Raw genomic sequence first — 23,665 nt, 5'->3', positions numbered from 1 at the left:
CCAGCGGCGGGCGGCGGTGGCGTTGGAGAGGGTTTCGAGGGTGGAAAACGTCTTCGACGCGACGATGAACACGGTCGTCGCCGGGTCCAGGTCGGCCAGTGCCGCGGTCAGATCGGCGGGGTCGACGTTGGAGACGAACCGCGTCGCCGGCCCGTCGTGGAAGCGCCGCAGTGCGCGGGTGACCATTGCCGGGCCGAGATCGGAGCCGCCGATGCCGATGTTGACCACCGTGGTGATCTGCTGCCCGGTGGCGCCGCGCCAGTCGCCGCTGCGGAGGCGGTCGGTGAACTCGCCCATCCGGTCGAGCACGGCGTGGACATCGGCGACGACATCGACCCCATCGACGATCAACTGCGCATCGCGGGGCAGACGCAGGGCGGTGTGCAGCACCGCCCGATCCTCGGTGACGTTGATGTGCGCACCCGAGAGCATCGCCTCCCGAGCCGCGGCGATCCCCGCGGTGTCGGCGAGCTCGAGCAGGGCCTGCACGACCGGGGTGTCGAGGCGTTGTTTGCTGAAATCGATCACCAGATCCCCGGCAGGGACCGTCAACGCCGAGACCCTGTCGGGTTCGGTGGTGAACAACTGCCGCAGCGACACCGATTCGAGCCGGTCGCGATGGTCTTCCAGAGCTTTCCACGGTGCCGTTGCGGTTACGTCGCTCATGTCGTCGACAGTAGTGCGCCCCGACACGGTGCGCCCGGTGTGCAACTGGGCCCCGGTGTGTGACGAAGGGATCCCTCGGTTTCCCACAGCGAGCGACCGCGACGCGCATGATGGGGCATATGAATGCTGCAGAACTGATTCGGTCCGTCCCCACCGACCTGTTCCTCGGCGGTGAGTGGGTGGCGGCCGAGAACGGAGCCACCTTCGGAGTCCACGATCCCGCGACCGGTGACGAACTCACCCGTGTCGCCGATGCCGCGCCCGGTGATGCCTTGCGGGCCCTCGACGCGGCCGTCGCGGCCGGTCCGGAATGGGCTGCGACCCCGCCGCGAGAACGCGCCGAACTGTTGCGGACGGTGTGGCGGAAGATCACCGAACGCGCCGACGACTTCGCGCTGCTCATGACACTCGAGATGGGTAAGGCACTACCGGAGAGCCGATCGGAGGTGACCTACGGCGCCGAATTTCTGCGATGGTTCTCCGAGGAGGCGGTCCGCATCGCCGGTCGCTACACGCCCGCCCCTGCCGGCACCGGTCGCGTTCTCGTGACGAAACAACCCGTCGGTCCCTGCCTGGCCATCACACCGTGGAACTTCCCGCTCGCGATGGGAACCCGCAAGATCGGTCCCGCCCTCGCGGCGGGATGCACGATCATCGTCAAGCCCGCGTCCGAGACGCCCCTCACGATCCAGCTGCTCGCGCAGCTCTTCGACGAGGCAGGACTACCCAAGGGTGTCCTGTCGGTGCTCCCGTCTTCACATGCCGGTGAGGTCACCGGGCCGCTCCTCGAGGATCCCCGGCTGCGCAAGCTCACCTTCACCGGCTCCACCGAGGTCGGGCGCATGCTCGCCGAGAAGGCCGGTCGTTCGCTGCTGCGCACCTCGCTCGAGCTCGGAGGCAACGCGCCGTTCGTCGTCTTCGAGGACGCCGACCTCGACGCCGCGGTCGAGGGCGCGGTGGCAGCCAAGCTGCGCAACGGGGGAGAGGCATGCACGGCCGCGAACCGCTTCCACGTCCACAACTCGGTGCGCGACGCCTTCGTCGCCAAGCTCACCGAACGCATGGCGTCGTACAAGCTCGGGCCGGGAACGGACCCCGACGCGACGCTGGGCCCCCTGGTCAACGAGAACCAGAAGAAGACCGTGATCGAACTCGTGCAGGACGCGGTGTCGGCGGGTGCCTCGGTGCGCCTGGGCGGTGAACCCGCGGACGGACCGGGATGGTTCTACCCGGCCACCGTGCTCGACGACGTGCCGAAGCAGGCCCGCATCCTGCAGGAAGAGGTCTTCGGGCCGGTCGCGGCCGTCACCGGCTTCGACACCGAGGAGGAAGCCCTCGCAGCGGCGAACGATACCCGCTACGGGCTCGCTGCCTACATTTTCACGCGCGACCTCGACCGGGCCCTGCGCGTGTCGCATGCGCTCGAAACGGGCATCGTCGGTGTGAACCGCGGTGTCGTCTCGGATGTCGCGGCCCCCTTCGGCGGAATCAAGGATTCCGGGCTGGGACGCGAGGGCGGTACCGAAGGCATCGAGGAATTCCTCGAAACCAAGTACATCGCCCTGCAGTAGGGAACTCGGCGATGGTCGGGACGGCCTCGCCGTCAGTGACGCGGACGGCCTCGCCGTCAGTGACGCGGACGGCCTCGCCGTCAGTGACGCGGACGGCCTCGCCGTCAGTGACGCGTACGGCCTCGCCGTCAGTGACGCGGACGGCCACGCCGTTAGTGGCCCAGGCGGCCACGCCCGAGGCGGAGCAGCAGCATCGCCAGGGTGTGGCCTTCCTGGCCCAACTCGCTGAACCGCTCGAGGACCTTCATCTCGCGGCTGTGCACGAGACGGGTACCGCCGGACGCCATGCGGGTACGCCCGATCATGCGGGAGACCTCGGTGCGGCGCTTGACCGCGGCCAGGATCTCGGCGTCGAGACGATCGATCTCCTTGCGGAGCTCCTCGATCTCGGCCTCGGTGGGCACTGCGGTGTCGTCGGTCGCGGCCGGTGTTCCGGCGTTCGCCTGGTCCGGCTCGCCGGAAAGGGAAGAATCGATGTGCGTGCTCATGTCGTCTCCTCGCATCTGCTCTGAAGGATCGCCCGTATGGGAGCGGCTGTTACCGGTATCGGGTCGGGCCGGCAGTCGGGAATCGACAGCGACAACCGGAACTCGATCCGAGCCTGCAAAGGACAGAAGACATGATCTCCAGTTTGCCACTCACCATGTAGGCCCTGCCACTCGGCTTGATCGACTGTGTGGTCCGGATCCGTTGTCCGAACGGTCCGGTAGTTTGGTGAAACGATGAACACTCCCGTCGCGCTCGCAAACTCCCGCCCCGGATCCGATGCTCTTCTCGAAGGGCTCAATCCGCAGCAGCGAGAAGCGGTCACGCACGAAGGAGCCCCGCTGCTGATCGTCGCGGGCGCGGGCTCCGGCAAGACTGCGGTGCTCACGCGTCGCATCGCCTATCTGCTGGCCGAGCGCGGCGTCGTCCCTGGTCAGGTGCTCGCCATCACGTTCACCAACAAGGCCGCCGCCGAGATGCGCGAGCGGGTGGCGGCTCTGGTGGGACCGCGCGCGAATGCGATGTGGGTCTCGACCTTCCACTCGAGCTGCGTCCGGATCCTGCGCGCGCAGGCGGGTCTGCTGCAGGGCATGAATTCGAATTTCACGATCTACGACGCCGACGATTCCCGTCGTCTGCTCACGATGATCGCGAAGGATCTCGAACTCGACAGCAAGAAGTACTCCGCCCGGCTGCTGTCCACACAGATCTCGAACCTGAAGAACGAATTGATCGGGCCGGAAGAAGCCGCCCACGAGGCGGAGACCGATTCGGCGGCCACCGAACTCACCCGCGTCGTTGCTCGGGTCTACGCGCACTACCAGCAGCGCCTGCGCACGGCGAACGCCTTCGACTTCGACGACCTCATCGGCGAGACGGTGGCGCTGCTGCAGGCTCATCCGCAGGTCGCCGAGTACTACCGGCGCCGGTTCCGTCACGTCCTGGTCGACGAGTACCAGGACACCAACCACGCGCAGTACGTGCTGGTGCGCACCCTCGTGGGCGATCCGGAGGAGGAATCCGCCGTCCTCCCGAGCGAACTGTGCGTGGTGGGCGACGCCGACCAGTCGATCTACGCCTTCCGCGGCGCCACGATCCGCAACATCGAGGAGTTCGAGCGCGACTATCCGCAGGCGCGCACGATCCTGCTCGAACAGAATTACCGCTCCACCCAGAACATCTTGTCGGCGGCCAATTCCGTCATCTCCAAGAACGCGGGTCGCCGCGAGAAGCGGCTGTGGACCGATTCGGGTGAGGGCGAACTCATCACCGGCTACGTCGCCGACAACGAGCACGACGAGGCGCGGTTCGTCGCCGCCGAGATCGACCGGCTCGTCGACGGCGGCGACACCACCTACTCCGACATCGCGGTGTTCTACCGCACCAACAATGCCTCCCGCGCGTTCGAGGACGTCTTCATCCGGCACGGTGTGCCCTACAAGGTCGTCGGCGGTGTGCGGTTCTACGAGCGCAAGGAGGTGCGCGACGTCGTTGCGTACCTGAAGGTGCTCGACAACCCCGACGACACGGTGAGCCTGCGCCGCATCCTCAACACCCCTCGCCGCGGTATCGGCGATCGTGCCGAGGCGTGCGTGGCGGTGCACGCCGAGCGGCTCGGTGTGAGCTTCGGGCAGGCCCTCGCCGACGCCGCGGCCGGCAAGGTCGCGCTGCTGAACACGCGGGCGCAGAAGGCGATCGCCGGTTTCGTCGAGATGATGGACGGCCTGCGGGCGATGCTCGTCGCGAGCGACGCCGACGGCAACGACATGGTGGACATCGGCGACGTCGTCGAGGCGATCCTCGATCGCACCGGATACAGCGCCGAGTTGTCGGCGAGCGACGACCCGCAGGACGGCGCCCGTCTCGACAACCTCCACGAACTCGTCAGCGTGGCAAGGGAATTCAGTGCCGACGTCCGTAACGCGGCCGGGATCGTCGACGACGAACGTGAAGAGGGGGATCCCGAACTAGGATCGCTCGCGGCGTTCCTCGAGAAGGTCTCGCTCGTCGCCGACGCCGACCAGATCCCGGAGAACGAGGCCGGTGTGGTCACGCTGATGACGTTGCACACCGCGAAGGGCCTCGAGTTCCCGGTTGTGTTCGTCACCGGTTGGGAGGACGGCCAGTTCCCGCACATGCGTGCCCTCGGCGATCCGGCCGAGCTGTCCGAGGAACGGCGACTCGCGTATGTCGGCATCACGCGCGCCCGGCGTCGTCTCTATCTCACGCGGGCCGTGTTGCGTTCGTCCTGGGGGCAGCCGCTCACCAACCCGGAATCTCGTTTCCTGCAAGAGATTCCGCAGCACCTCATCGACTGGCGACGCCTCGAGCCCACGCCCGCCCGTGGTCAGGCGATCGGCTCGGGCACTGGTTCACGGTTCGGTGCGGGCGAGCGGCGCGGATCCTCGGGAACACCGAGTTTCGGTGCGGCGCGCGGACGCAACAACCACTTGGTGCTCGACGTCGGCGACCGCGTCAGCCATGACAAGTACGGTCTCGGAACGGTTCTCGAAACTCGGGGCTCGGGCCCCACGGCCACCGTCGTGATCGACTTCGGCAGTGCCGGCAAGGTGCGGTTGATGCTCGTCGGCGGTGTGCCGATGATCAAACTGTGATGCCCTGAAAGCCTGTGTCAGGCGCGGATTCGCACGAAAGAGCGGGTCCGCACCGAAGCGGGAAAGAGGGCGGAACGGGACGCACGCCGAACGTACGGCGGCGAGGTCGGTCAGTCGCGCTGGATGCCGAGGGCGATACCCCGGGTGGCGAGCCACGGGACGGGATCGATCTTGTCGACGCCGTTGAGGTGCACCTCGAAGTGCAGGTGCGGGCCGGTGGAGAAGCCGCGGTTGCCCATGGTGGCGATCTGGTCGCCGGCCATGACGTGTTGACCCACGGTCACCAGGGACTGGTCGATGTGCCCGTACACGGTGATGGTGCCGTCGGCGTGGAGGAGGCGGACCCACATGCCGAAGCCGGAAGCCGGGCCGGAATCGATGACCTCACCGTCGGCGACCGCGAGGATCGGGGTGCCGATGGGGCCTGCGATGTCGACGCCGGCGTGGAGGGTGCCCCAGCGTGCGCCGAAGTTCGAGGTGAACGACCCCGCGGCGGGGAGGACGAACAGCGGGCGACGGGCCGCGGCCTCGCGTGCAGCGCGTTCCTCGCTGAATCGCTGGCCCTTGGCCAGGAGATTCGAGAACTGCGACAGGTCGTTCGGGTCGGCGATGTTGAGCACTTGCGGGGCCTGCGACGGCTCGGCGTCGGCGCTCGGCGCGAACTGTGCGGCCTGCGGCACTGCGGTGGCCGTGATGATCGAGGAATCGGCTTCGCCGGCGGCGAGAGCGACCTCGGAGTGCTCGGTGTTCTGTCCCGGACCACCATTGGCTGCGGCCTGGCCCGCGGCGACCACGGCGCCTGCGGCGACCGCGAAGACTGCGGCGCGGCCCTTGAGGGCAGTGGGGGGAGTGGGAAGTCGATGGGCTCCACCGCGGGATGCGGGAGCGGTGACGTCGGTGCTCTCGTCGCGACGATCCTGCGCGAAGCGGTCGTCGCGGACGGCATGGCCGAAGGAGTCGGAGTAGTAGGTGGGCTCGGAACCGGGGCCGGTGTTACGGAAGTCCATCGTGGCGGCTTCCCAGGCATTCCAGTCTTCGGGTGCCGATTCGGGACGGCGGGTTCGGCTCTCGGCACTCGGGTTACCAGAGCGCATCGCCATCCTCCGTTCGTGACCTCATCGTTACTTCGACCAGGCGACGGTAACGAAGTGATCGCGGGGGTGGCAAGCCGTAGTTCGTCCGGCGGACGTTATGTGAGTGGCATCACAGTGCAAACCGGGGCAAATTGGGACATTCCCCAGCGGCCGGAGTTCCAAACACTGTTTTCCGACACGTCACGAGTCTGTTGCATCGCGGCAGCGTGGGATCCGGTGTCGGGGAGCGAGTGGGTACCTGTCATTCTGAACCGAGTGCTCCGCTCGAACGTGGCGCCCGCCACGTCCCGGGAGGGGAACTGTGAAGTCGTTCCCGGACCTACGCGCGCGTGACCTGTGCCACATGGGACTGCCGCGCGTGATCCGCGGCCCGGCCGAGAAACTAGAGTCCGAAACGACCCGCTCGATACCCCGGAGCGGGCGTGAACGCAGACGAGACGGTGAGCAGATGGATCTCTTCGAATATCAGGCGAAGGAACTCTTCGCCAAGCATGACGTGCCGACGTCGGCCGGCCGTGTTACCGACACTGTCGCCGGTGCCCGCGAGATCGCGGAGGAAATCGGCAAGCCGGTCATGGTCAAGGCCCAGGTCAAGGTCGGCGGCCGCGGCAAGGCCGGTGGCGTGAAGTACGCCGCCACCGCAGACGACGCGCAGACCCACGCCGAGAACATCCTCGGGCTCGACATCAAGGGTCACATCGTCAAGAAGCTCCTGGTCGCCGAGGCCAGCGACATCGCGGAGGAGTACTACATCTCCTTCCTGCTCGACCGCACCAACCGCACCTACCTGGCGATGTGCTCGGTCGAGGGCGGCATGGAGATCGAAGAGGTCGCCGCCACCAAGCCGGAGCGCCTCGCCAAGGTCCCCGTCGACGCCGTCAAGGGTGTCGACCTCGCGTTCGCGCGCGAGATCGCCGAGAAGGGCCACCTGCCCGCCGAGGTCCTCGACGCCGCAGCCGTGACCATCCAGAAGCTGTGGGAGGTCTTCGTCAAGGAAGACGCTCTTCTCGTGGAGGTCAACCCCCTCGTCCGTACCCCGGACGACCAGATCCTCGCCCTCGACGGCAAGGTCACCCTGGATGCCAACGCCGACTTCCGTCAGCCCGGCCACGCCGAGTTCGAGGACAAGGACGCCACGGATCCCCTCGAGCTCAAGGCCAAGGAGAACGACCTCAACTACGTCAAGCTCGACGGCGAGGTCGGAATCATCGGTAACGGCGCCGGCCTGGTCATGTCGACCCTCGACGTCGTCGCCTACGCAGGCGAGAAGCACGGCGGCGTCAAGCCCGCCAACTTCCTCGACATCGGTGGCGGCGCCTCTGCGGCCGTCATGGCTGCCGGTCTCGACGTCATCCTGAACGACGCTCAGGTCAAGAGCGTGTTCGTCAACGTCTTCGGTGGCATCACCGCGTGCGACGCGGTCGCGAACGGCATCGTCAAGGCCCTCGAGATCCTCGGCGACGAGGCCAACAAGCCGCTGGTCGTCCGCCTCGACGGCAACAACGTCGACGAAGGTCGCCGCATCCTCGCCGAGGCCAACCACCCGCTGGTCACGGTCGTCGCCACCATGGACGAGGCTGCCGACAAGGCGGCCGAACTCGCCTTCGCAGCGAAGTAAAGGGACACACAGAACAATGGCAATCTTCCTTACCAAGGATTCCAAGGTCATCGTCCAGGGCATCACCGGCGGCGAGGGCACCAAGCACACCGCGCTCATGCTCAAGGCCGGCACCCAGGTCGTCGGCGGCGTGAACGCCCGCAAGGCCGGCACGACGGTCTCGCACACCGACAAGGACGGCAACCCGGTCGAGCTCCCCGTCTTCGGCTCCGTCGCCGAGGCCATGAAGGAGACCGGCGCCGATGTCTCGATCGCGTTCGTTCCCCCGGCCTTCTCGAAGGACGCCATCGTCGAGGCCATCGACGCGGAGATCCCGCTGCTCGTGGTCATCACCGAGGGCATCCCGGTGCAGGACTCCGCCTACGCTTGGGCGTACAACGTCCAGAAGGGCAACAAGACCCGCATCATCGGCCCCAACTGCCCCGGCATCATCACCCCGGGTGAGGCGCTCGTCGGCATCACCCCGGCGAACATCGCCGGCAAGGGTCCGGTCGGCCTCGTCTCGAAGTCGGGCACCCTGACCTACCAGATGATGTTCGAGCTGCGCGAGTACGGCTTCTCGACCGCCATCGGCATCGGCGGCGACCCGGTCATCGGCACCACCCACATCGATGCCATCGAGGCGTTCGAGAAGGACCCGGAGACCAAGGTCATCGTCATGATCGGCGAGATCGGCGGCGACGCCGAGGAGCGCGCGGCCGATTACATCAAGGCCAACGTGACCAAGCCCGTCGTCGGCTACGTCGCAGGCTTCACCGCTCCCGAGGGCAAGACCATGGGCCACGCCGGCGCCATCGTCTCGGGCTCCTCGGGCACCGCTCAGGCCAAGAAGGACGCTCTCGAGGCGGCCGGCGTGAAGGTCGGCAAGACGCCGTCCGAGACCGCTGCGCTCGCTCGCGAGATCCTGCAGTCGCTCTGACAGCAGCGTCGCCTTCCGTGCGCGCCTTCCGGTGGCGTTCCGCCATCGGGAGGCGCGCACGCGCCGTTTCAGGAGTCGATCCAGTCGACTCCCGCGGGTTCGAGTTCGCCCGCCCCGGACGTCAGTGACGCCACCCAGCCCTCCAGTGCGCTCCGCTCGCGCCCCGCGACGGTGAGGACCACCCGGTCCGCATAGGCCGCGTCGAGCACTGCGACCCCGCGGCCGCGCAGTTCCGCCTCCACGCGACCCGCTTCGCCGTGATCGATCGCGAGGGTGAACTTCTCCTGCTGCCTGCGCTCGACGAGGGGCGCCTCGTCCAAGGCCGTCGCGACCGCACCCGAGTACGCGCGCACCAGCCCGCCCGCGCCGAGCTTGATCCCTCCGAACCATCGGGTTACCACCACCGCGACGTTCACCAGATCCCGGTGGTGCAGGACCTGCAGCATCGGGATGCCGGCCGTGCCGCCCGGCTCCCCGTCGTCGCTCGACCGCTCGGCACGCGCCGACGGGTCGTCACCCACCACGAACGCCCAGCAGTGATGTCGGGCATCGGGATACAGTCGGCGTTGTTCGTCGACGAAGGCGAGCGCGGCGTCGGCCGTGTCGACACGACGAACCGCGGCGAGGAAACGCGAGTGCTTCACCTCCGTCTCGATCACGACGTCGGGGCCCGGGGCGAGAGTGTGCGGCATGGACCCCATTCTCTCGGGTAGTCCCTAGGCTGTTGACTGCAGGACGAGTGACCGACACACACCGATCGACGGCAGGAGAATCGATGACATTCCCCGCAGGCGCATCCGCCCAGAGCAAGGTGGTGCCGTTGTTGCTGCCACTCGCGGTGGCCGTGCTCGGTGCCGTGAACTTCCTCCTCGGCCTCACGCCCTTCGTGAACATCACCTTCGGCTCGCAGGTGGCGCTCACGTCCTTCGATTTCGGCTTCGCCGTCGTGCCGCTGGCCTTCCTGCTCTTCGGCGGTGTGAGCGCGGCGCTGTCGCTGCTCCCCGGCCAGGACCTGCGTGCGGTGGCCGTCGCGGCGTCGGGCGTCGGTTTCGTGACATCCCTGTTCCAGCTCTTCCATCTGCCCGAGGACACCGGGATCGCGTGGGGCGGCGTGACGATCCTCGTCCTCGGTTTCCTGCAGTTCGCGCTGGCGCTCGTCGCATTGCTGTTCGGCCTCGGCATCCTCGTGTCCGGCCGGTCGGGTGAGCGGAGTTCCTTCGGGTCGCCGCAGAGCGCCGGGCAGTACCAGGGATTCGGGACCGGTGCGGGAACAGGTCAGCCCCAGGGCTCCGGTTCGCCGCAGATTTACGGTCCGCAGGGATACGGCCAGCCCTACGGCTCGCAGCAGGGAGCCGTCGGGCAGTCCCAGTTCGGTGCGCCGCATCCCGGACACCAGGCGTATCCCGGACAGCAGACGTCGGGGGAGTACTCCGGCGCGCAGCAGTATTCGGGGTCGCAGCAGTACGGCGGTTCCCAGCAGTATCCGGACGCCCAGCAGTACGGCGGGCAGCAGTACAGCGGAGCCCAGCAGTTCCCCGGTTCCCAGCAGTTCCCGGGCGCTCAGCAGTTCCCGGGCGCTCAGCAGTACGGCGGGGGAGCACAGTATTCCGGTGCCCAGCAGTACGGCGCCGGCCAGCAGTACACGGGTGCGCAGCCGACCCAGCAGTACCCGGTCCAGGAACCGCACGGCGCTCAGGACTCGACGGACCACACCGACACCCGGGCGGACGGCCCAGCCACCCGGGCGGACGGCACAGTGTCCGATGACGACACGACGGGCACGGAACGTCGCGAGGAGACCGGGACCACTGCGACCGGCGACCAGGACGCCACGCAGGCCTTCCGCGCACCGGACGACCAGCGGTGATCGGCGCGCCTGACACCACGATCGCCGTGTCGGTGACACTCTCGAACCGATGACTTCGACGCTCGGCCGGTCCACCCGGCACGTTCCAACCGACGACGACAGCCTGGACCCGGAGCGGTTTCGCATCCTGCTCGGCACCGCGGCCCGCGTTCCGGCGGTGACGCTCGCCGTCGTGGCCACCATCGTGGTGACGACGATGGTCGTCGCCAACAGCGACCTCACCGGCATCTACGCTGCGATCGCCGGCACGTGGCTCGCACTGCACCAGGTGACGCTCACGATCGACGGCACGTCGCTCGGTGTGCTGCCGCTGCTGCCCACCGCGGTCCTGGTGTGGCAGGCGGCGCGCGGGTGTGCGTCCGCGGCCGACGCGCTCGTCGAGAACAGTGGGTACGCCCTCGACCGTCAGGATGTCTCGCGCATCACCGTCGCCGTCCTCGCCGGCCCGCTACTGGTGACCGCGGCGTCGCTGATCGTGCTGCAGGATGCGGCGAGCGTGCTGCCGGTGACGCCTCCGAATGCAGCTGCCGCGCTCGCGTGGGTCACCGCCATCTACCTGGCCGCGGCTCTCATCGGTATCGGCTCCCGTGTGTGGAAGCCGCTGGTGCGCTACTACTCGGCTCCCGATTGGCTCGTGCTCGCCTTCCGTCCGGCACTGCGGGTGCTGCTGGGGATGTTCGCCCTCGGTGGGGTGGCGGTCGTCGCCGGACTGTTGTGGTCGTGGAACGTCGTCGGTGAACTGCTCGCGCGCGGGGATCACTGGACCGGCGTGCTGGGGCTGACGGTGATGTCGATCCTGTACCTGCCCAACGTCATCATCGGTGCCGCGGCCGTTCTGGCGGGCAGCACCGTGCACGTCGGCGACATCCACCTGAGCCTGTTCGAGGCGACGAGCGGTGACCTCCCGGCGCTGCCGGTGCTCGCGGCGGTCCCCTCGGGTCCGGCCGCAGCGTTCTGGCCGGTGCTGCTGGCCGTTCCGGCGACGGTCGGTGCGCTGCTCGGACGTTTCGCCGCGCAGCGAACCCTGCAGGCGAAGGCCGACGGTGCCCCGGTGGGCAGCGCCGACGCTTCATGGACGGTGCTCGCTGCCGCAGCGGGCGCCGGACTCGTCACGGCGCTGGCGACCTGGGTTGCGGGCGGCCCGCTCGGCGTCTTCGGAACGGTCGGCGCCAACTGGTGGCTCGCCGGCATCCTCGTCTTCGCCTGGTCGGGCCTGCTCGGCATCATCACGGCGCAGCTGCTCGTGTGGCGCGAAGGACGATTGGCCGCGGTGGCACTGCGCGCCGACACCGAGGTGGACGAGGAGACCTCGGAGGATGCGACGGACGCGGCCGAGGCCGACGACGCCGCTGATGCAGGAGCCGACAGAGAACTCGAGGCGGCCGAGAACGAGACCTCGGCACTCGAAGCTCCTGTGGCAGAGGACACCACCGCCGCCGAGCGCGAGGTGGCAGAAGTCGACGAGGACGAAGCCGCCGCAGTCGACGAGGACGAGGCTGCCGAGGACGACGCGGAGAGCCTCGAAGAGGATGCGGACGCCGACGACGTCATCGACGCCGAGGTGGTCGAGGTCGTCGACGAGGATGACGCCGAGGACGACGACGAGCCCGCCGAGGAGGTCGCGAACAAGACCGAAAAGGGTGCCGACTAGGCTCTCCTACGGCCGGTCGATCGGCCGACCCACCTCGACTTCACAGGAGTGGACCCTGACTGCCTCGCGTGACCAGCTGCCGCCCACCGCGCCGGCGCGGCTCGTCGTCCTCGCTTCGGGCACGGGCAGCCTCTTGCGTTCGCTGCTCGACGCCACCCGGACCGACGGATATCCCGCGACAGTCGTCGCTGTCGGTGTCGACCGCGAATGCCCCGCCGAAGGGCACGCCGCCGACGAGGAGATCCCCTCGTTCCGCGTCGCGTTGCGCGACTTCGAGGACCGCACCGCGTGGGACCGCGCGCTGACCGACGCGGTCGCCGCCCACGAACCCGACCTCGTGGTGTCCGCAGGCTTCATGAAGATCCTGGGTTCGGCGTTCCTGGAACGGTTCGCCGGCCGCATCATCAACACTCATCCCGCGCTGCTGCCGTCGTTCCCCGGCGCGCACGCCGTCGCCGACGCCCTGGCCTACGGCGTCAAGGTCACCGGTTCGACGGTGCATCTCGTCGACGGGGGAGTCGACACCGGACCGATCCTCGCGCAGGAAGCCGTGCAGGTGCTCGACGACGACGACGAGGACACCCTGCACGAGCGCATCAAGGTTGTGGAGCGGCGGCTGCTGGCCGAGATGGTCGCCGCCGTCGCCACCCGTGGAGTTGTTTCCGATGGACGAAAGGCCGTGATCCCCGGTGACCGAACGTAAGACTGTGCGCCGCGCGCTGGTCAGCGTGTACGACAAGAGCGGGCTGGTGGAGCTGGCGACAGGGCTCCACGCGGCAGGTGTCGAGCTGGTCTCGACCGGCTCCACGGCCAAGACCATCGCCGACGCAGGCGTGCCGGTGACGAAGGTCGAGGAACTGACCGGCTTCCCCGAGTGCCTCGAGGGCCGGGTGAAGACCCTGCACCCGCGCGTGCACGCCGGCATCCTCGCCGACACCCGCAAGCAGGACCACCTCGATCAGATCGCCGATCTGGGCATCGAGGCGTTCGAACTCGTCGTCGTGAACCTCTACCCGTTCACGCAGACGGTCGCCTCGGGTGCGAGCCCCGACGAGTGCGTCGAGCAGATCGACATCGGTGGCCCGTCGATGGTGCGTGCCGCGGCGAAGAACCACCCGTCGGTCGCGGTCGTCGTCGACCCGGCCGCCTACGGTGACGTGCTCGCCGCCGTCGAGGGTGGCGGTTTCACCCTCGAGCAGCGAAAGCGTCTTGCCGCGCAGGCGTTCCAGCACACCGCCGCCTACGACGTCGCGGTGGCGAGCTGGATGAACAGCGATTACGCGGCGCCCGAGGGCGACGAGTCGCAGTTCCCGGCGTGGACCGGCGCTACCTGGACCCGCGCGAATGTCCTTCGCTACGGCGAGAACCCGCACCAGGCCGCGGCCCTGTACGTGAACGAGGCCGGTGAGCCGGGGCTCGCGCAGGCCGAGCAGTTCCACGGCAAGGAGATGTCCTACAACAACTACCAGGACGCCGACGCCGCCTGGCGCGCCGCGCACGACCACAGCGAGCCGTGCGTCGCGATCATCAAGCACGCCAATCCGTGTGGCATCGCGATCGCCGACGACATCGCCACCGCGCACCGCAACGCGCACGAGTGCGATCCGGTCTCGGCCTTCGGTGGCGTCATCGCCGCCAACCGTGAGGTGAGCGTCGAGATGGCGGAGCAGGTCGCCGAGATCTTCACCGAGGTGATCATCGCCCCGTCGTACGCCGACGGGGCTGTCGACGTGCTCTCCCGCAAGAAGAACATCCGCATCCTGCGCGCCGATTCGCCGAAGTCGGCTCCGGTCGAGATCCGTCAGATCTCCGGCGGGCTGCTCCTGCAGGAGCGCGACGTGCTCACCGCGGACGGCGACTCCACCACCAACTGGCAGCTCGCGTGCGGCGAGGCAGCCGACGAGGCCACGCTGCGCGATCTCGAATTCGCCTGGCGCGCATGCCGTGCAGTGAAGTCCAACGCGATCCTGCTGGCCTCGGGCGGCGCGACCGTCGGTGTCGGCATGGGTCAGGTCAACCGCGTCGACTCGGCGCGACTCGCCGTCACCCGTGCGGGTGATCGTGTCGCCGGGTCGGTGGCCGCGTCGGATGCCTTCTTCCCGTTCGCCGACGGTCTACAGGTGCTGACCGAGGCCGGCGTGAAGGCGATCGTGCAGCCGGGTGGCTCGGTGCGCGACAACGAGGTCATCGAGGCCGCTCGCGAGGCCGGCGTGACGCTGTACCTCACCGGCGCGCGGCACTTCGCGCACTAGTCACGAACACACACGCGCGGCACCCACGCGCATCGTCGCTCAGGCGGCGTGCGCGTGGGTGCCGTTGTCGTGCGCGGTGGGTTCGACGGTGCGCTTGCCGCGCCCCTCGGAGATGACGAGCTTGGCAGCGCCGCGGTCGAGCAGCTCGCGGATGAGATCCGCGGAGGCGGCGCCGCTCTCGGTACCGCCGACCCGGCTCAGGTCGATGGTGATGGCGTGACCGGTGAGGTCTTCGGGCAGTTCGGTCGACACGGTGCCGCCGGATTCGATTCTCAGTTTCATGGTGTTTCTCCTATCGAGGTGATCTTGTACGGGTCGCGGTCGGGGATAGAGAAAGGGCACCCGGGGCGTATGTGCCCCGAGTGCCCGAGAACGAGTCGTCGTGTGACTTCTATTCTCGGGATCGCTCCGCCGCGAAGTGGAAGAAGAAGTGAGAAAACGGTACGGAACAACCGGCTACGTACATGTGCTTGTATCGCATCGGACCGTACCTTTCTCATGTGAACCAGTTGGTTAACGGATGACCATACACGAACAACGCGGAATGGACATTTGTTATTTCCGCGTCGTCCGTGCGTGGGGGTGGGCCGATCAGCCCCTCAGCTTGTCGAGCCACGCCTCGAAACCGGACGTGAACTCGTCGGAGAAGGGCAGGTCGGCGACGTAGTCGGCGCCCGTCGACTGCTGGTCGCCGATGTCCTTGAGTACGTGGTTGGTGCGCGTCATGCGCAGCGACGTCAGACGGGTGTGGACGAGTGCCGCGTCGAGCGCGTCGACGTCCTCGACCCGCACCTGGATGTCCTTGGACGAGACCGCGGTGAGCACCGGCAGGTCGCCGGCGACCTGTGCGGCGAGCATCCGCGGATCGAGCGCGTCCTCCTCGGCGAGTGCCTTCGCGTTGGTGGGGACGAGCCCGGCGTTGCGCAGCGGCTCGGGGAGAGTGTCGCTGAGGGTGCCGTCGGCGCGGAGCGACTCGACCGCGCCGGTGAGCGCGACCCGCAGTTCATCGGCGATCTGGACGGGAAGTTGTCCCGCGGCGACGACGGCGTCGAGCTGTGCGTCGATCTGGGCGGTCAGCAGGTCGAGCAGGCGCACGGCGAGCGGTTCGAGCAGGCCGAGTCCGGCGATCGAGTCGTTGTCCTGGGCGAGCGACAGCGCGATCAGCGCGCCCTCGCTGTGCCCGACGACGTAGAGCCGCTCCGGGTCGACCCCGCGCTGCGAACCGAGGAAGGCGAGCGCATCGGCGGCGCCGTCGATGAATGTCGAGAAACCGAGATCGGCGACGTCCTCGACGCTGTACGGGCCGAGCGCGGTCACACCGCTGCCGAGCTTGTCGTAGCGCAGACTCGCGAATCCCTTGCGTTCGAGCACGTCGGCGAGATGCCGCAGGGTGCCGATCGATCCGGGGAGCAGTGCGCTGTCGCCGTTGCGGTCGGTGGGACCGCTGCCGGCGAGCAGCAGCACGGCGGGCACCGGACCCCTCATGGAGACGGGTACCCGCAGGCTGCCGTGCAGGGTCACGTCGCCGCTGGAAAAGGTGATCTCGGTGTCCGACATGTCATGTGTCTATCAGAAGTCGCCGGACCGGCCCGTGTCGAGGGCGCCGCGGTGTGGCGTCGGTTTCGTGCGTGACGAACGGGCCCGGCGTACCCGACGGTAGCCCCGTACGCCGAGCCATCCGAACAGCGCCAGCAGCGGGACGACGAGCAGGGGAGCGAGCAGCGCGATCAGCGACGTGACGAACGAGGCGACGCTCTCGACGATCGACAGCACCGGGTTGCCGAAACCGGCGGTGGTCGTGGTACTCGCGACCCGCGTGCCCGTCTGCGCCGTGCTCACCGCCAGGGCGGTCGGGGCGCCGATGACGATGCCCGCGAGTGCCGCCATCGCGGGATCGAGACTCGCGAAGGCCGCCCACGCCGCAAGCGCACCCGCGACCGGTCGGGTCACCGTGCCGAGGGCGGACAGTGCGTTGTCCACGAGCGGCACGAGGTCGGCGACGACCTCCACGGCGGTGGCGATCGTCAGGGCGACGAGCGCCGAGGTGGACCCGAGCCACTGCATCGATTCGTTGAGGACGACCCCGAAGAGTTCGAAGTGGACCGCGGCCGACAGGAGCAGCAGCGGCAGGAAGGTGCGCAGCCCGGTGGCGGCCGCGAGCCCCAGCCCGAGCAGGGCCGCCAGGATCCAGGTGTCCATGCGGCGAGTGTAGGCGGACCGGTCGCGGGATCGCGGATGCCGAAACGGCGGTTCGGTCGTACCTTGGGTGAGGTGACGTCACCCACACCGCGCCCCTCCACGGTCGGCGAGCTCCGCGCCTCCGGCCACGTGCAACGGTCCGTCAAGGACGAGATCCGGCACAACCTGCTCGCTGCGCTGCGCGACGGTACCGATCCGTGGCCCGGCATCCTCGGTTTCGAGGACACCGTCGTCCCGCAGCTCGAACGCGCCCTCATCGCCGGTCACGACGTGGTCCTGCTCGGCGAACGCGGTCAGGGCAAGACCCGCCTGCTACGTACCCTGCCGCTGCTGCTCGACGAATGGACCCCGGTCATCGCCGGTTCGGAGCTCGGCGAGCATCCCTACGAGCCCATCACCCCGGCGTCGATCCGCCGGGCCGCCGAACTCGGCGACGACCTGCCCGTCGCGTGGCGGCACCGCAGCGAGCGGTACGCCGAGAAGCTCGCGACGCCCGACACTTCGGTCGCCGACCTCGTCGGCGACGTCGACCCCGTGAAGGTCGCCGAGGGCCGCAGCCTCGGTGATCCGGAGACGATCCACTTCGGTCTCGTGCCCCGCGCGCACCGCGGCATCGTCGCCGTCAACGAACTGCCCGACCTGGCCGAACGCATCCAGGTGTCGCTGCTCAACGTCATGGAGGAACGCGACATCCAGGTGCGCGGTTACACGTTGCGCCTGCCCCTCGACGTGTTGCTCGTGGCGAGTGCGAACCCCGAGGACTACACGAATCGCGGCCGCATCATCACTCCGCTCAAGGACCGCTTCGGAGCGGAGATCCGCACGCACTACCCGACGCGACTCGAGGACGAGATCGCCGTCATCGAGCAGGAGGCGCATCTGCAGGCCCGCGTCCCCGACTATCTGCTCGAGATCCTGGCACGGTTCACCCGGCTGCTGCGCGAATCGACGTCCGTCGACCAGCGTTCGGGTGTCTCTGCACGGTTCGCCGTCGCCGGCGCCGAGACCGTCTCGGCCGCGGCCCTGCATCGCGGTGCGGTCCTCGGCGAGGACGATCCGGTCGCGCGTCCCGTCGATCTCGGCGCCGTCGTGGAGGTGCTCCGAGGCAAGGTCGAGTTCGAATCCGGCGAGGAGGGAAGGGAATTCGAGATCCTCGATCATCTCCTCCGGCGCGCGACGGCCGAAACGGCCCGCTCGCGACTCGCGGGCGTCGATCTCGGGTCGCTCGTCTCCGCCGTCGAGCAGGGCGAGCCGGTGGTCACCGGTGAGCGGATCACCGCGAAGGTGCTGCTCGACGAACTCCCCGAACTGCCTGTGCTCGATGCCGTCGCCGAACGGCTCGGTGCCACCGACACCGGAAGTCGCGCTGCAGCAGTGGAACTCGCCCTCGAAGGTCTGTATCTGGCACGGCGCATCGCCAAGGACACCGGCGACGACGGCTCGGCGGTGTACTCCCGATGAGCAGGTCCGCCCGCTATGGTCCGTATACCGGGGGCGATCCGCTCGCCCCACCGGTGGACCTGCGCGACGCGCTCGCCGCGATCGGCGACGACGTCATGGCCGGCGCCTCACCCAAGCGCGCCCTGCGGGAGTTGCTGCGCCGCGGTCACGACGGTATGCGTGGCCTCGACAAGCTTGCCGCGCAGGCGAATCGGCGTCGACGGCAGCTGCTCGACCGCACCAACCTCGACGGCACCCTCCAGGAGGTGCGCGAGCTTCTCGATCGCGCCGTGCTCGAGGAACGCAAAGAACTGGCCAGGGCCCTCGACGACGACGCGCGGTTCGCCGAGATGCGGATCGAGGAACTGCCGCCGTCGACGGCGCAGGCCGTGCAGGAACTCGCCGACTACGACTGGCGCAGCGCGCAGGCCCGACAGGATTACGAGAAGATCCGCGACCTGCTCGGCCGGGAGATGCTCGACCAGCGCTTCTCCGGGATGAAGCAGGCGCTCGAGGGGGCCACCGACGAGGACCGGCAACGCATCTCGGAGATGCTCGAGGACCTCAACGACCTGCTCGACAAGCACTCCCGCGGTGAGGACACCGAGGAGGACTTCGAGCAGTTCATGGCCCAGCACGGCGAGTTCTTCCCGGAGAACCCGCAGAACGTCGAGGAACTGCTCGACTCCCTCGCACAGCGGGCCGCGGCGGCGCAGCGGCTGCGCAACTCCCTCACCCCCGAGCAGCGCGACGAACTCGACGCTCTCGCACAGCAGGCGTTCGGATCCCCGGATCTGATGAGCCAGCTCGACCGTCTCGACGGCCACCTGCGGGCCGCGCGTCCCGGCGAGGACTGGACCGGCTCCGAGCAGGTGCGCGGCGAACAGGGCATGGGTCTCGGCGAGGCCACCTCGGCGCTGCAGGAGTTGTCCGAACTCGACCAGCTCGCCGAGCAGCTGTCGCAGCAGTACGCCGGGGCGTCCCTCGACGACATCGACCTCGACGCGCTCGCCCGTCATCTCGGACCCGAGGCCGCGGCCGATGCACGCACCCTCGCCGAACTCGAGAAAGAACTGCAGCGGCAGGGCTTCTTCGACCGCGGTGCCGACGGGCAGTGGCGACTGTCGCCCAAGGCCATGCGCCGGCTCGGCGAAGCGGCGCTGCGCGACGTCGTCAACCGCATCTCGTCGCGCACCGGGCAACGCGAGTCGCGGCGGGCGGGTGTGCTCGGCGAACCGACCGGCGCGTCGAAGGCATGGGAGTTCGGCGACACCGAACCGTGGGACGTCGTACGGACCCTCACCAACGCGACCCTGCGCAGTCCCGGTCTGCCGGTGCGGATGTCGGTGCAGGACGTCGAGGTGATCGAGACCGAGCAGCGGACGCAGGCGGCGGTCGCGCTGCTCGTCGACACGTCGTTCTCGATGGTCATGGACGGTCGCTGGGTGCCGATGAAACGCACGGCCCTCGCGCTCGAGCATCTCGTGTCCACGCGCTTCCGCGGGGATGCGCTGCAGCTCATCGCGTTCGGCCGGCACGCCCGTGTGGTGTCCGCGCCCGAACTCGCCGGGCTCGACGGCGTCTACGAGCAGGGCACCAATCTGCACCACGCCCTGATGCTCGCGGGTCGTCACCTGCGTCGACATCCCAACGCGCAGCCGGTGGTCTTCGTCGTCACCGATGGTGAACCCACCGCTCACCTCGAACCGGACGGCTTCGCGGCCTTCGACTACCCGCCGAGCGAACGCACTCTGGGGCTGACGGTGCGCGAACTCGACCACATCGCGCGGCTCGGCGCCCAGGTCACGATCTTCCGGCTCGGCAGCGATCCGGGGCTCGCGCGGGTCGTCGACGTGCTGGCGCGTCGCGTCGGGGGACGAGTGGTCGCGCCCGATGTCGACGGTCTCGGGGCGGCGGTCGTCGCCGACTACGTGCGGGCCCGTCGGCGGTCGTAGGAACTCGGCGCGAGGCGCCCCGGGAACTCAGTGGCGCACCGACCGCCACGTGGTCGTCGCGGCGGCGGACAGCAGGGCGGCGGTCACCCAGAAGATCGACGCGACACCGGCGACCCCGGCGATCGCGCCGGCCACCATGGGCACCGCGACCTGCCCGAGACGGTTGCCGGTCAATCGCACCGCCAGCGCCGACGCGCGGTCGGCCTGTGCGACGAGTTCGACCACCCACGTCATCGTCAGGGGTTGGCCGACGCCCCAGAACATTCCGCACACGGCGAGCAACGCGCCGATGACCCAGGGATTCGGCACGAGCGGCAGCAGCGCGACCGGCACGATGGTCCCGGCGGTCGAGGAGACGAGCAGCCACCTGCGCGGAATCCGGCGCAACGCCCACGGCAGCAGAGCACGCGAGACGATCGACGCCATGGTGCGGGCGGTGAGCAGGATCGACACCAGGAGCACACCGAACCCGAACTGCTCACCGAGCAACGGCAGGTAGGCCACGACCAGGTCGACCGAGGCGAGGACCACCAGGCTCGACAGCATTGCGGGCTTCATGCCCTTCGTCGCGAGCATCGACAGGATCGACTGCGGCGCGCCGTCCTCCGCGGTGCGACCGGAGCCGGGCGGCTCGCGGAGCCCCAGCACCAGCGGCAGGGAGAGCAGCGAAACCACCGTCATCACCAGCAATGCGCCGGTGGTCTCGACGGATCCGTTGCCGTCGCCGGTGGTCGCGGCGATCACGCCGGAGACGGGCACACCGACGGCCTGACCGACCGACACACCCAGCGTGAGACCGGCGAACCCGCGATCCAGTTGCCCCGGCGGCGACAGGATCGACACGAATGCCTGCCCCGACACCGTGACGAGCAACTGTCCGAGACCGAGCACGACGTTGCCGGCGGCGAGCACGAACAATCCCGAACTGAGAGCGATCAACCCGGCACCGACAGTGGTGACGACGATGCCCGAACGCAGAATGGCGGTCGTGTGCCCGCGGTCCACGACACGTCCCATCCGCACCGCCGCGATCAGCGGAACGATGGCGTAGAGCGCGGTGACGGCACCGATGGTCGTCGCGTCACCGCCCAGCGCGAGAATCCGGTAGGAGACCAGGACACGGATCGACTGGAAGGCCGCGTGCAGCAGGGCCGTGGACAAGCACAGGTACAGCAGCCAGTGACGCGGAGGATGCGGCATATGTCAGGCGCCGGCGGTCACGACCCGGTCGCCGAGCGGCGACTGCAAGGAGACCTCGAGGGCGCCGACGACGGCGACCATGATGCACATGCGGTCCTGCATCTCCGGCAGCGTGCCGCCGAGGAGCGTCACCGTCACCGTGTCGTCCGTTTCGGTGACGGTCGCGTCGACGCCGAAGCACTCGGGGGTGCCCGTCTCGAAGTGCAGGGCGAGCCGGTCGTCGCTCACCCGCGACCACGACAGGATCGTCAGCGGATGCGCATCGACGATGTCGGGTCGCGCCGAGAACGCCGTCGCCCCTGCCGGAACCGGTTCCTCGGGCAGCGCGGGGACGTCCGGTGTACCCGAACTCGATCCGCAGGCCGCGATGAGCAGGCACATCGCGAGGACGGTGATTCCCCGGCAAGCACGGACGACGGAACGCATGGTTCCCACGGTATTCCCGTGTCGCGTGTTCATCACGCCAGCAGGGCGGCGGTCACGCCGATCGCAGGGATGGAGGCGATGGTGGTGACGAGGGCGGCGTCGCGGGCGAGCACCGTGCCGCGACCGTAAGCGCTCGCGTAGACGAACACGTTCTGCGCGGTGGGAAGCGCGGCGACCACCACGACGGCGAACAGCGCATGGCCGTCGAGGCCGAACACGAAACGCCCCATCAGATACGCGAGCACCGGCTGGGCGAGGATCTTGAGCACCGAGGCGAGCGCGATGTCGCGGCGCGGGCTCGTCCCCTTCTCGAGCACCCGGACGCCCTGCAGCGACAATCCGAACGCGAGCAGCGCACCGGGCACCGACGCGCCGCCGAGCAGATGGAACGGCTGCAGCAACGCCTCGGGAGGCGTCCACTCGCTGATCGCGATGGCGAGTCCGGCCGCGGCGGCCAGGACGATGGGGTTCTTGAACGGCGCGAGCAGGGTGTCGAGGAGCGAGACCCCGGCGCGCATCGTCGACAGGTCGAGCATCGTCAGCGCGATGGGGGAGAGCACGACGATCTGGAACAACAACAGGGGCGCGACGAACGACGCGTCGCCGAGCACGAAGACCGCAATGGGGATGCCGAGGTTCGCGGAGTTGACGTAGCCGGCGCACAGCGCGCCGATGGTCGCCTCGGGAACCGCACGTCGCAGCCAGAGCTTCGCGACGACGAAGTGCACGATCGCGACGGCGAACGCCGTGGCCGCTGCGATGTAGAGATTGGGCGAGAAGATCACCGACAGGTCGGACGTCGCGAGCACGTCGAACAGCAGCGCGGGGGTGGCGACGAAGAAGACGAGCCGGCTGAGCACCGTCTGCGCCTCGTGCCCGAGGGTGCCCAGGCGCCCCAGCGTGAAGCCGATGGCGATGATCACGAAGATGACACTGAACCCCGCGATCACACCCGACACGGTTGCCTAGTCTAAGGACCCCGGAGTGTCGTCCCGCCATCGGACCGCAGCGAGCGTCGAGACCGGTGTTGTTTGTGATTCTCGGCCGATCTTCGAAAACAACACCGGTCTCGGGTGCACATACGACGACGCCGCCCCTCCCGATGGGGAGAGGCGGCGTCGGAAGCTACGACCTACTTGCTGCTGACGTAGGGGAGCAAGGCCATCTCGCGGGCGTTCTTCACCGCGACGGCCACCTGACGCTGCTGCTGCGGGGTCAGGCCCGTGACGCGACGGCTGCGGATCTTGCCGCGGTCGGAGACGAAGGTGCGGAGCAGATTGACGTCCTTGTAGTCGACGTACTCGATCTTCGCCGCGAAGAGGGGGTTCTTCTTGGGCTTGCGTCCCTCTACGGCACGCGACTTCTTCGACGGTCCTCGCTTGACTGCCATATCTCGCTCCTCACCAGCTCGACTTGTGGACGCCGGGTAGTTCCCCGCGGTGGGCGAGTTCACGCACACGCACTCGTGAGAGCCCGAACTTTCGCAGGTGGCCGCGCGGGCGGCCGTCCGCAGCGTCTCGATTGCGCAATCGTACCGGACTGGCGTCGCGGGGTAGACGCTGCAGTGCCCGCTGGGCTTCGCTGCGCTCTTCGGGCGAGGACGACGGTCGGCGCACGACCTCCTTCAGTTCCGCGCGGCGCTCGGCGTACCGGGCCACGATCGCCTTCCGTTGCTCGTTGCGTGCGATCTTCGATTTCTTCGCCAC

General features: G+C 68.6%; 21 protein-coding genes and 1 pseudogene. 10 read left to right on the top strand and 12 right to left on the bottom strand.

What is annotated here, in order from left to right; translation table 11 throughout:
• A pseudogene (locus ACQR3U_RS14540) lies at positions 1-666 on the bottom strand (glucose-6-phosphate isomerase); the annotation flags it as partial.
• A gap of 119 nt (positions 667-785) precedes the next feature.
• Here ACQR3U_RS14540 and ACQR3U_RS14535 point away from each other — a divergent pair.
• On the top strand, positions 786-2,237 hold the full coding sequence (locus ACQR3U_RS14535) for an NAD-dependent succinate-semialdehyde dehydrogenase (protein WP_230810710.1): 1,452 nt from the start codon (positions 786-788) through the stop codon (positions 2,235-2,237).
• 152 nt (positions 2,238-2,389) lie between these two features.
• Here ACQR3U_RS14535 and ACQR3U_RS14530 read toward each other — a convergent pair whose 3' ends face one another.
• Positions 2,390-2,725 (bottom strand): chorismate mutase, encoded by a 336-nt coding sequence (locus ACQR3U_RS14530; protein WP_006553758.1) that lies wholly within the window; start codon positions 2,723-2,725, stop codon positions 2,390-2,392.
• Between the two features lie 234 nt (positions 2,726-2,959).
• Here ACQR3U_RS14530 and pcrA point away from each other — a divergent pair, with 234 nt between their 5' ends.
• On the top strand, positions 2,960-5,338 hold the full coding sequence (gene pcrA / locus ACQR3U_RS14525; protein WP_230810711.1) for a DNA helicase PcrA: 2,379 nt from the start codon (positions 2,960-2,962) through the stop codon (positions 5,336-5,338).
• A gap of 110 nt (positions 5,339-5,448) precedes the next feature.
• Here pcrA and ACQR3U_RS14520 read toward each other — a convergent pair whose 3' ends face one another.
• Positions 5,449-6,438 (bottom strand): M23 family metallopeptidase, encoded by a 990-nt coding sequence (locus tag ACQR3U_RS14520; RefSeq protein ID WP_006553760.1) that lies wholly within the window; start codon positions 6,436-6,438, stop codon positions 5,449-5,451.
• Between the two features lie 442 nt (positions 6,439-6,880).
• On the opposite strand from ACQR3U_RS14520, the gene sucC reads away from it, so the two are divergent.
• The gene (gene sucC / locus ACQR3U_RS14515; protein ID WP_006553761.1) at positions 6,881-8,050 is read left to right on the top strand and encodes an ADP-forming succinate--CoA ligase subunit beta; all 1,170 of its coding nucleotides are present in this window, start codon (positions 6,881-6,883) and stop codon (positions 8,048-8,050) included.
• Positions 8,051-8,066: 16 nt separating this feature from the next.
• Complete coding sequence (gene sucD / locus ACQR3U_RS14510; RefSeq protein ID WP_006553762.1) at positions 8,067-8,969, top strand: succinate--CoA ligase subunit alpha; 903 nt, start codon at positions 8,067-8,069, stop codon at positions 8,967-8,969.
• A gap of 68 nt (positions 8,970-9,037) precedes the next feature.
• Here sucD and ACQR3U_RS14505 read toward each other — a convergent pair whose 3' ends face one another.
• Positions 9,038-9,661 carry an IMPACT family protein gene (locus ACQR3U_RS14505; protein ID WP_230810712.1) on the bottom strand — a complete coding sequence of 208 codons (624 nt, stop codon included), beginning with the start codon at positions 9,659-9,661 and terminating at the stop codon, positions 9,038-9,040.
• A gap of 83 nt (positions 9,662-9,744) precedes the next feature.
• Here ACQR3U_RS14505 and ACQR3U_RS14500 point away from each other — a divergent pair, with 83 nt between their 5' ends.
• The 4 genes from ACQR3U_RS14500 to purH are packed head-to-tail and all read left to right on the top strand — an operon-like array spanning position 9,745 to position 14,739.
• A complete protein-coding gene (locus ACQR3U_RS14500) occupies positions 9,745-10,836 on the top strand; it encodes a DUF5336 domain-containing protein (protein WP_230810713.1) in 1,092 nt (363 codons plus the stop codon).
• A gap of 49 nt (positions 10,837-10,885) precedes the next feature.
• The gene (locus tag ACQR3U_RS14495) at positions 10,886-12,487 is read left to right on the top strand and encodes a cell division protein PerM (protein ID WP_230810714.1); all 1,602 of its coding nucleotides are present in this window, start codon (positions 10,886-10,888) and stop codon (positions 12,485-12,487) included.
• A gap of 55 nt (positions 12,488-12,542) precedes the next feature.
• Complete coding sequence (gene purN, locus ACQR3U_RS14490) at positions 12,543-13,190, top strand: phosphoribosylglycinamide formyltransferase (RefSeq protein ID WP_230810750.1); 648 nt, start codon at positions 12,543-12,545, stop codon at positions 13,188-13,190.
• Entirely contained in the window at positions 13,177-14,739 is a 1,563-nt protein-coding gene (purH, locus tag ACQR3U_RS14485; protein WP_006553767.1) for a bifunctional phosphoribosylaminoimidazolecarboxamide formyltransferase/IMP cyclohydrolase, read from the top strand. The genes purN and purH overlap by 14 nt, the downstream gene beginning before the upstream one ends.
• Before the next feature lie 39 nt (positions 14,740-14,778).
• Here the strand turns inward: purH and ACQR3U_RS14480 are convergent, their stop codons facing one another.
• The 3 genes from ACQR3U_RS14480 to ACQR3U_RS14470 form a co-directional block, all read right to left on the bottom strand.
• Positions 14,779-15,021 (bottom strand): hypothetical protein, encoded by a 243-nt coding sequence (locus tag ACQR3U_RS14480; protein ID WP_064061768.1) that lies wholly within the window; start codon positions 15,019-15,021, stop codon positions 14,779-14,781.
• 309 nt (positions 15,022-15,330) lie between these two features.
• Entirely contained in the window at positions 15,331-16,296 is a 966-nt protein-coding gene (locus ACQR3U_RS14475; protein ID WP_024103174.1) for an alpha/beta hydrolase, read from the bottom strand.
• A 12-nt stretch (positions 16,297-16,308) separates the two neighbouring features.
• Complete coding sequence (locus ACQR3U_RS14470) at positions 16,309-16,938, bottom strand: DUF4126 domain-containing protein (RefSeq protein ID WP_230810715.1); 630 nt, start codon at positions 16,936-16,938, stop codon at positions 16,309-16,311.
• Positions 16,939-17,010: 72 nt separating this feature from the next.
• Here ACQR3U_RS14470 and ACQR3U_RS14465 point away from each other — a divergent pair, with 72 nt between their 5' ends.
• A complete protein-coding gene (locus tag ACQR3U_RS14465) occupies positions 17,011-18,399 on the top strand; it encodes an ATP-binding protein (RefSeq protein ID WP_230810716.1) in 1,389 nt (462 codons plus the stop codon).
• The gene (locus tag ACQR3U_RS14460; protein WP_230810717.1) at positions 18,396-20,333 is read left to right on the top strand and encodes a vWA domain-containing protein; all 1,938 of its coding nucleotides are present in this window, start codon (positions 18,396-18,398) and stop codon (positions 20,331-20,333) included. Before ACQR3U_RS14465 ends, ACQR3U_RS14460 begins: the two co-directional genes overlap by 4 nt.
• Before the next feature lie 27 nt (positions 20,334-20,360).
• Here the strand turns inward: ACQR3U_RS14460 and ACQR3U_RS14455 are convergent, their stop codons facing one another.
• From ACQR3U_RS14455 to rpsN, 5 genes are all read right to left on the bottom strand, one after another.
• A complete protein-coding gene (locus ACQR3U_RS14455) occupies positions 20,361-21,533 on the bottom strand; it encodes an MFS transporter (protein ID WP_230810718.1) in 1,173 nt (390 codons plus the stop codon).
• Between the two features lie 3 nt (positions 21,534-21,536).
• Positions 21,537-21,959, bottom strand: a complete 423-nt coding sequence (locus ACQR3U_RS14450) for a hypothetical protein (protein ID WP_039958480.1) — start codon at positions 21,957-21,959, stop codon at positions 21,537-21,539.
• Between the two features lie 32 nt (positions 21,960-21,991).
• The gene (locus ACQR3U_RS14445; RefSeq protein ID WP_019288796.1) at positions 21,992-22,918 is read right to left on the bottom strand and encodes an AEC family transporter; all 927 of its coding nucleotides are present in this window, start codon (positions 22,916-22,918) and stop codon (positions 21,992-21,994) included.
• Between the two features lie 173 nt (positions 22,919-23,091).
• A complete protein-coding gene (rpsR, locus tag ACQR3U_RS14440; protein ID WP_230810719.1) occupies positions 23,092-23,349 on the bottom strand; it encodes a 30S ribosomal protein S18 in 258 nt (85 codons plus the stop codon).
• 10 nt (positions 23,350-23,359) lie between these two features.
• Positions 23,360-23,665 carry a 30S ribosomal protein S14 gene (gene rpsN, locus ACQR3U_RS14435; protein WP_006553777.1) on the bottom strand — a complete coding sequence of 102 codons (306 nt, stop codon included), beginning with the start codon at positions 23,663-23,665 and terminating at the stop codon, positions 23,360-23,362.

Origin of the sequence: Rhodococcus sp. IEGM1339 (assembly GCF_050321925.1) — a bacterium.
Lineage (GTDB): Bacteria > Actinomycetota > Actinomycetes > Mycobacteriales > Mycobacteriaceae > Rhodococcus > Rhodococcus pyridinivorans.
This window is presented reverse-complemented; position numbering and strand designations above follow the sequence as displayed.

Excerpts from the sequence above, each read along its gene's own strand:
- ACQR3U_RS14480 (WP_064061768.1), bottom strand. The coding sequence starts at position 15,021 with ATGAAACTGAGAATCGAATCCGGCGGCACCGTGTCGACCGAACTGCCC.
- ACQR3U_RS14535 (WP_230810710.1), top strand. The coding sequence starts at position 786 with ATGAATGCTGCAGAACTGATTCGGTCCGTCCCCACCGACCTGTTCCTC.
- rpsR (WP_230810719.1), bottom strand. The coding sequence starts at position 23,349 with ATGGCAGTCAAGCGAGGACCGTCGAAGAAGTCGCGTGCCGTAGAGGGA.
- ACQR3U_RS14505 (WP_230810712.1), bottom strand. The coding sequence starts at position 9,661 with ATGCCGCACACTCTCGCCCCGGGCCCCGACGTCGTGATCGAGACGGAG.
- ACQR3U_RS14460 (WP_230810717.1), top strand. The coding sequence starts at position 18,396 with ATGAGCAGGTCCGCCCGCTATGGTCCGTATACCGGGGGCGATCCGCTC.
- ACQR3U_RS14470 (WP_230810715.1), bottom strand. The coding sequence starts at position 16,938 with ATGGACACCTGGATCCTGGCGGCCCTGCTCGGGCTGGGGCTCGCGGCC.
- pcrA (WP_230810711.1), top strand. The coding sequence starts at position 2,960 with ATGAACACTCCCGTCGCGCTCGCAAACTCCCGCCCCGGATCCGATGCT.
- ACQR3U_RS14455 (WP_230810718.1), bottom strand. The coding sequence starts at position 21,533 with ATGCCGCATCCTCCGCGTCACTGGCTGCTGTACCTGTGCTTGTCCACG.
- ACQR3U_RS14495 (WP_230810714.1), top strand. The coding sequence starts at position 10,886 with ATGACTTCGACGCTCGGCCGGTCCACCCGGCACGTTCCAACCGACGAC.
- sucD (WP_006553762.1), top strand. The coding sequence starts at position 8,067 with ATGGCAATCTTCCTTACCAAGGATTCCAAGGTCATCGTCCAGGGCATC.
- ACQR3U_RS14530 (WP_006553758.1), bottom strand. The coding sequence starts at position 2,725 with ATGAGCACGCACATCGATTCTTCCCTTTCCGGCGAGCCGGACCAGGCG.
- sucC (WP_006553761.1), top strand. The coding sequence starts at position 6,881 with ATGGATCTCTTCGAATATCAGGCGAAGGAACTCTTCGCCAAGCATGAC.
- ACQR3U_RS14520 (WP_006553760.1), bottom strand. The coding sequence starts at position 6,438 with ATGGCGATGCGCTCTGGTAACCCGAGTGCCGAGAGCCGAACCCGCCGT.
- ACQR3U_RS14450 (WP_039958480.1), bottom strand. The coding sequence starts at position 21,959 with ATGCGTTCCGTCGTCCGTGCTTGCCGGGGAATCACCGTCCTCGCGATG.
- ACQR3U_RS14500 (WP_230810713.1), top strand. The coding sequence starts at position 9,745 with ATGACATTCCCCGCAGGCGCATCCGCCCAGAGCAAGGTGGTGCCGTTG.
- ACQR3U_RS14475 (WP_024103174.1), bottom strand. The coding sequence starts at position 16,296 with ATGTCGGACACCGAGATCACCTTTTCCAGCGGCGACGTGACCCTGCAC.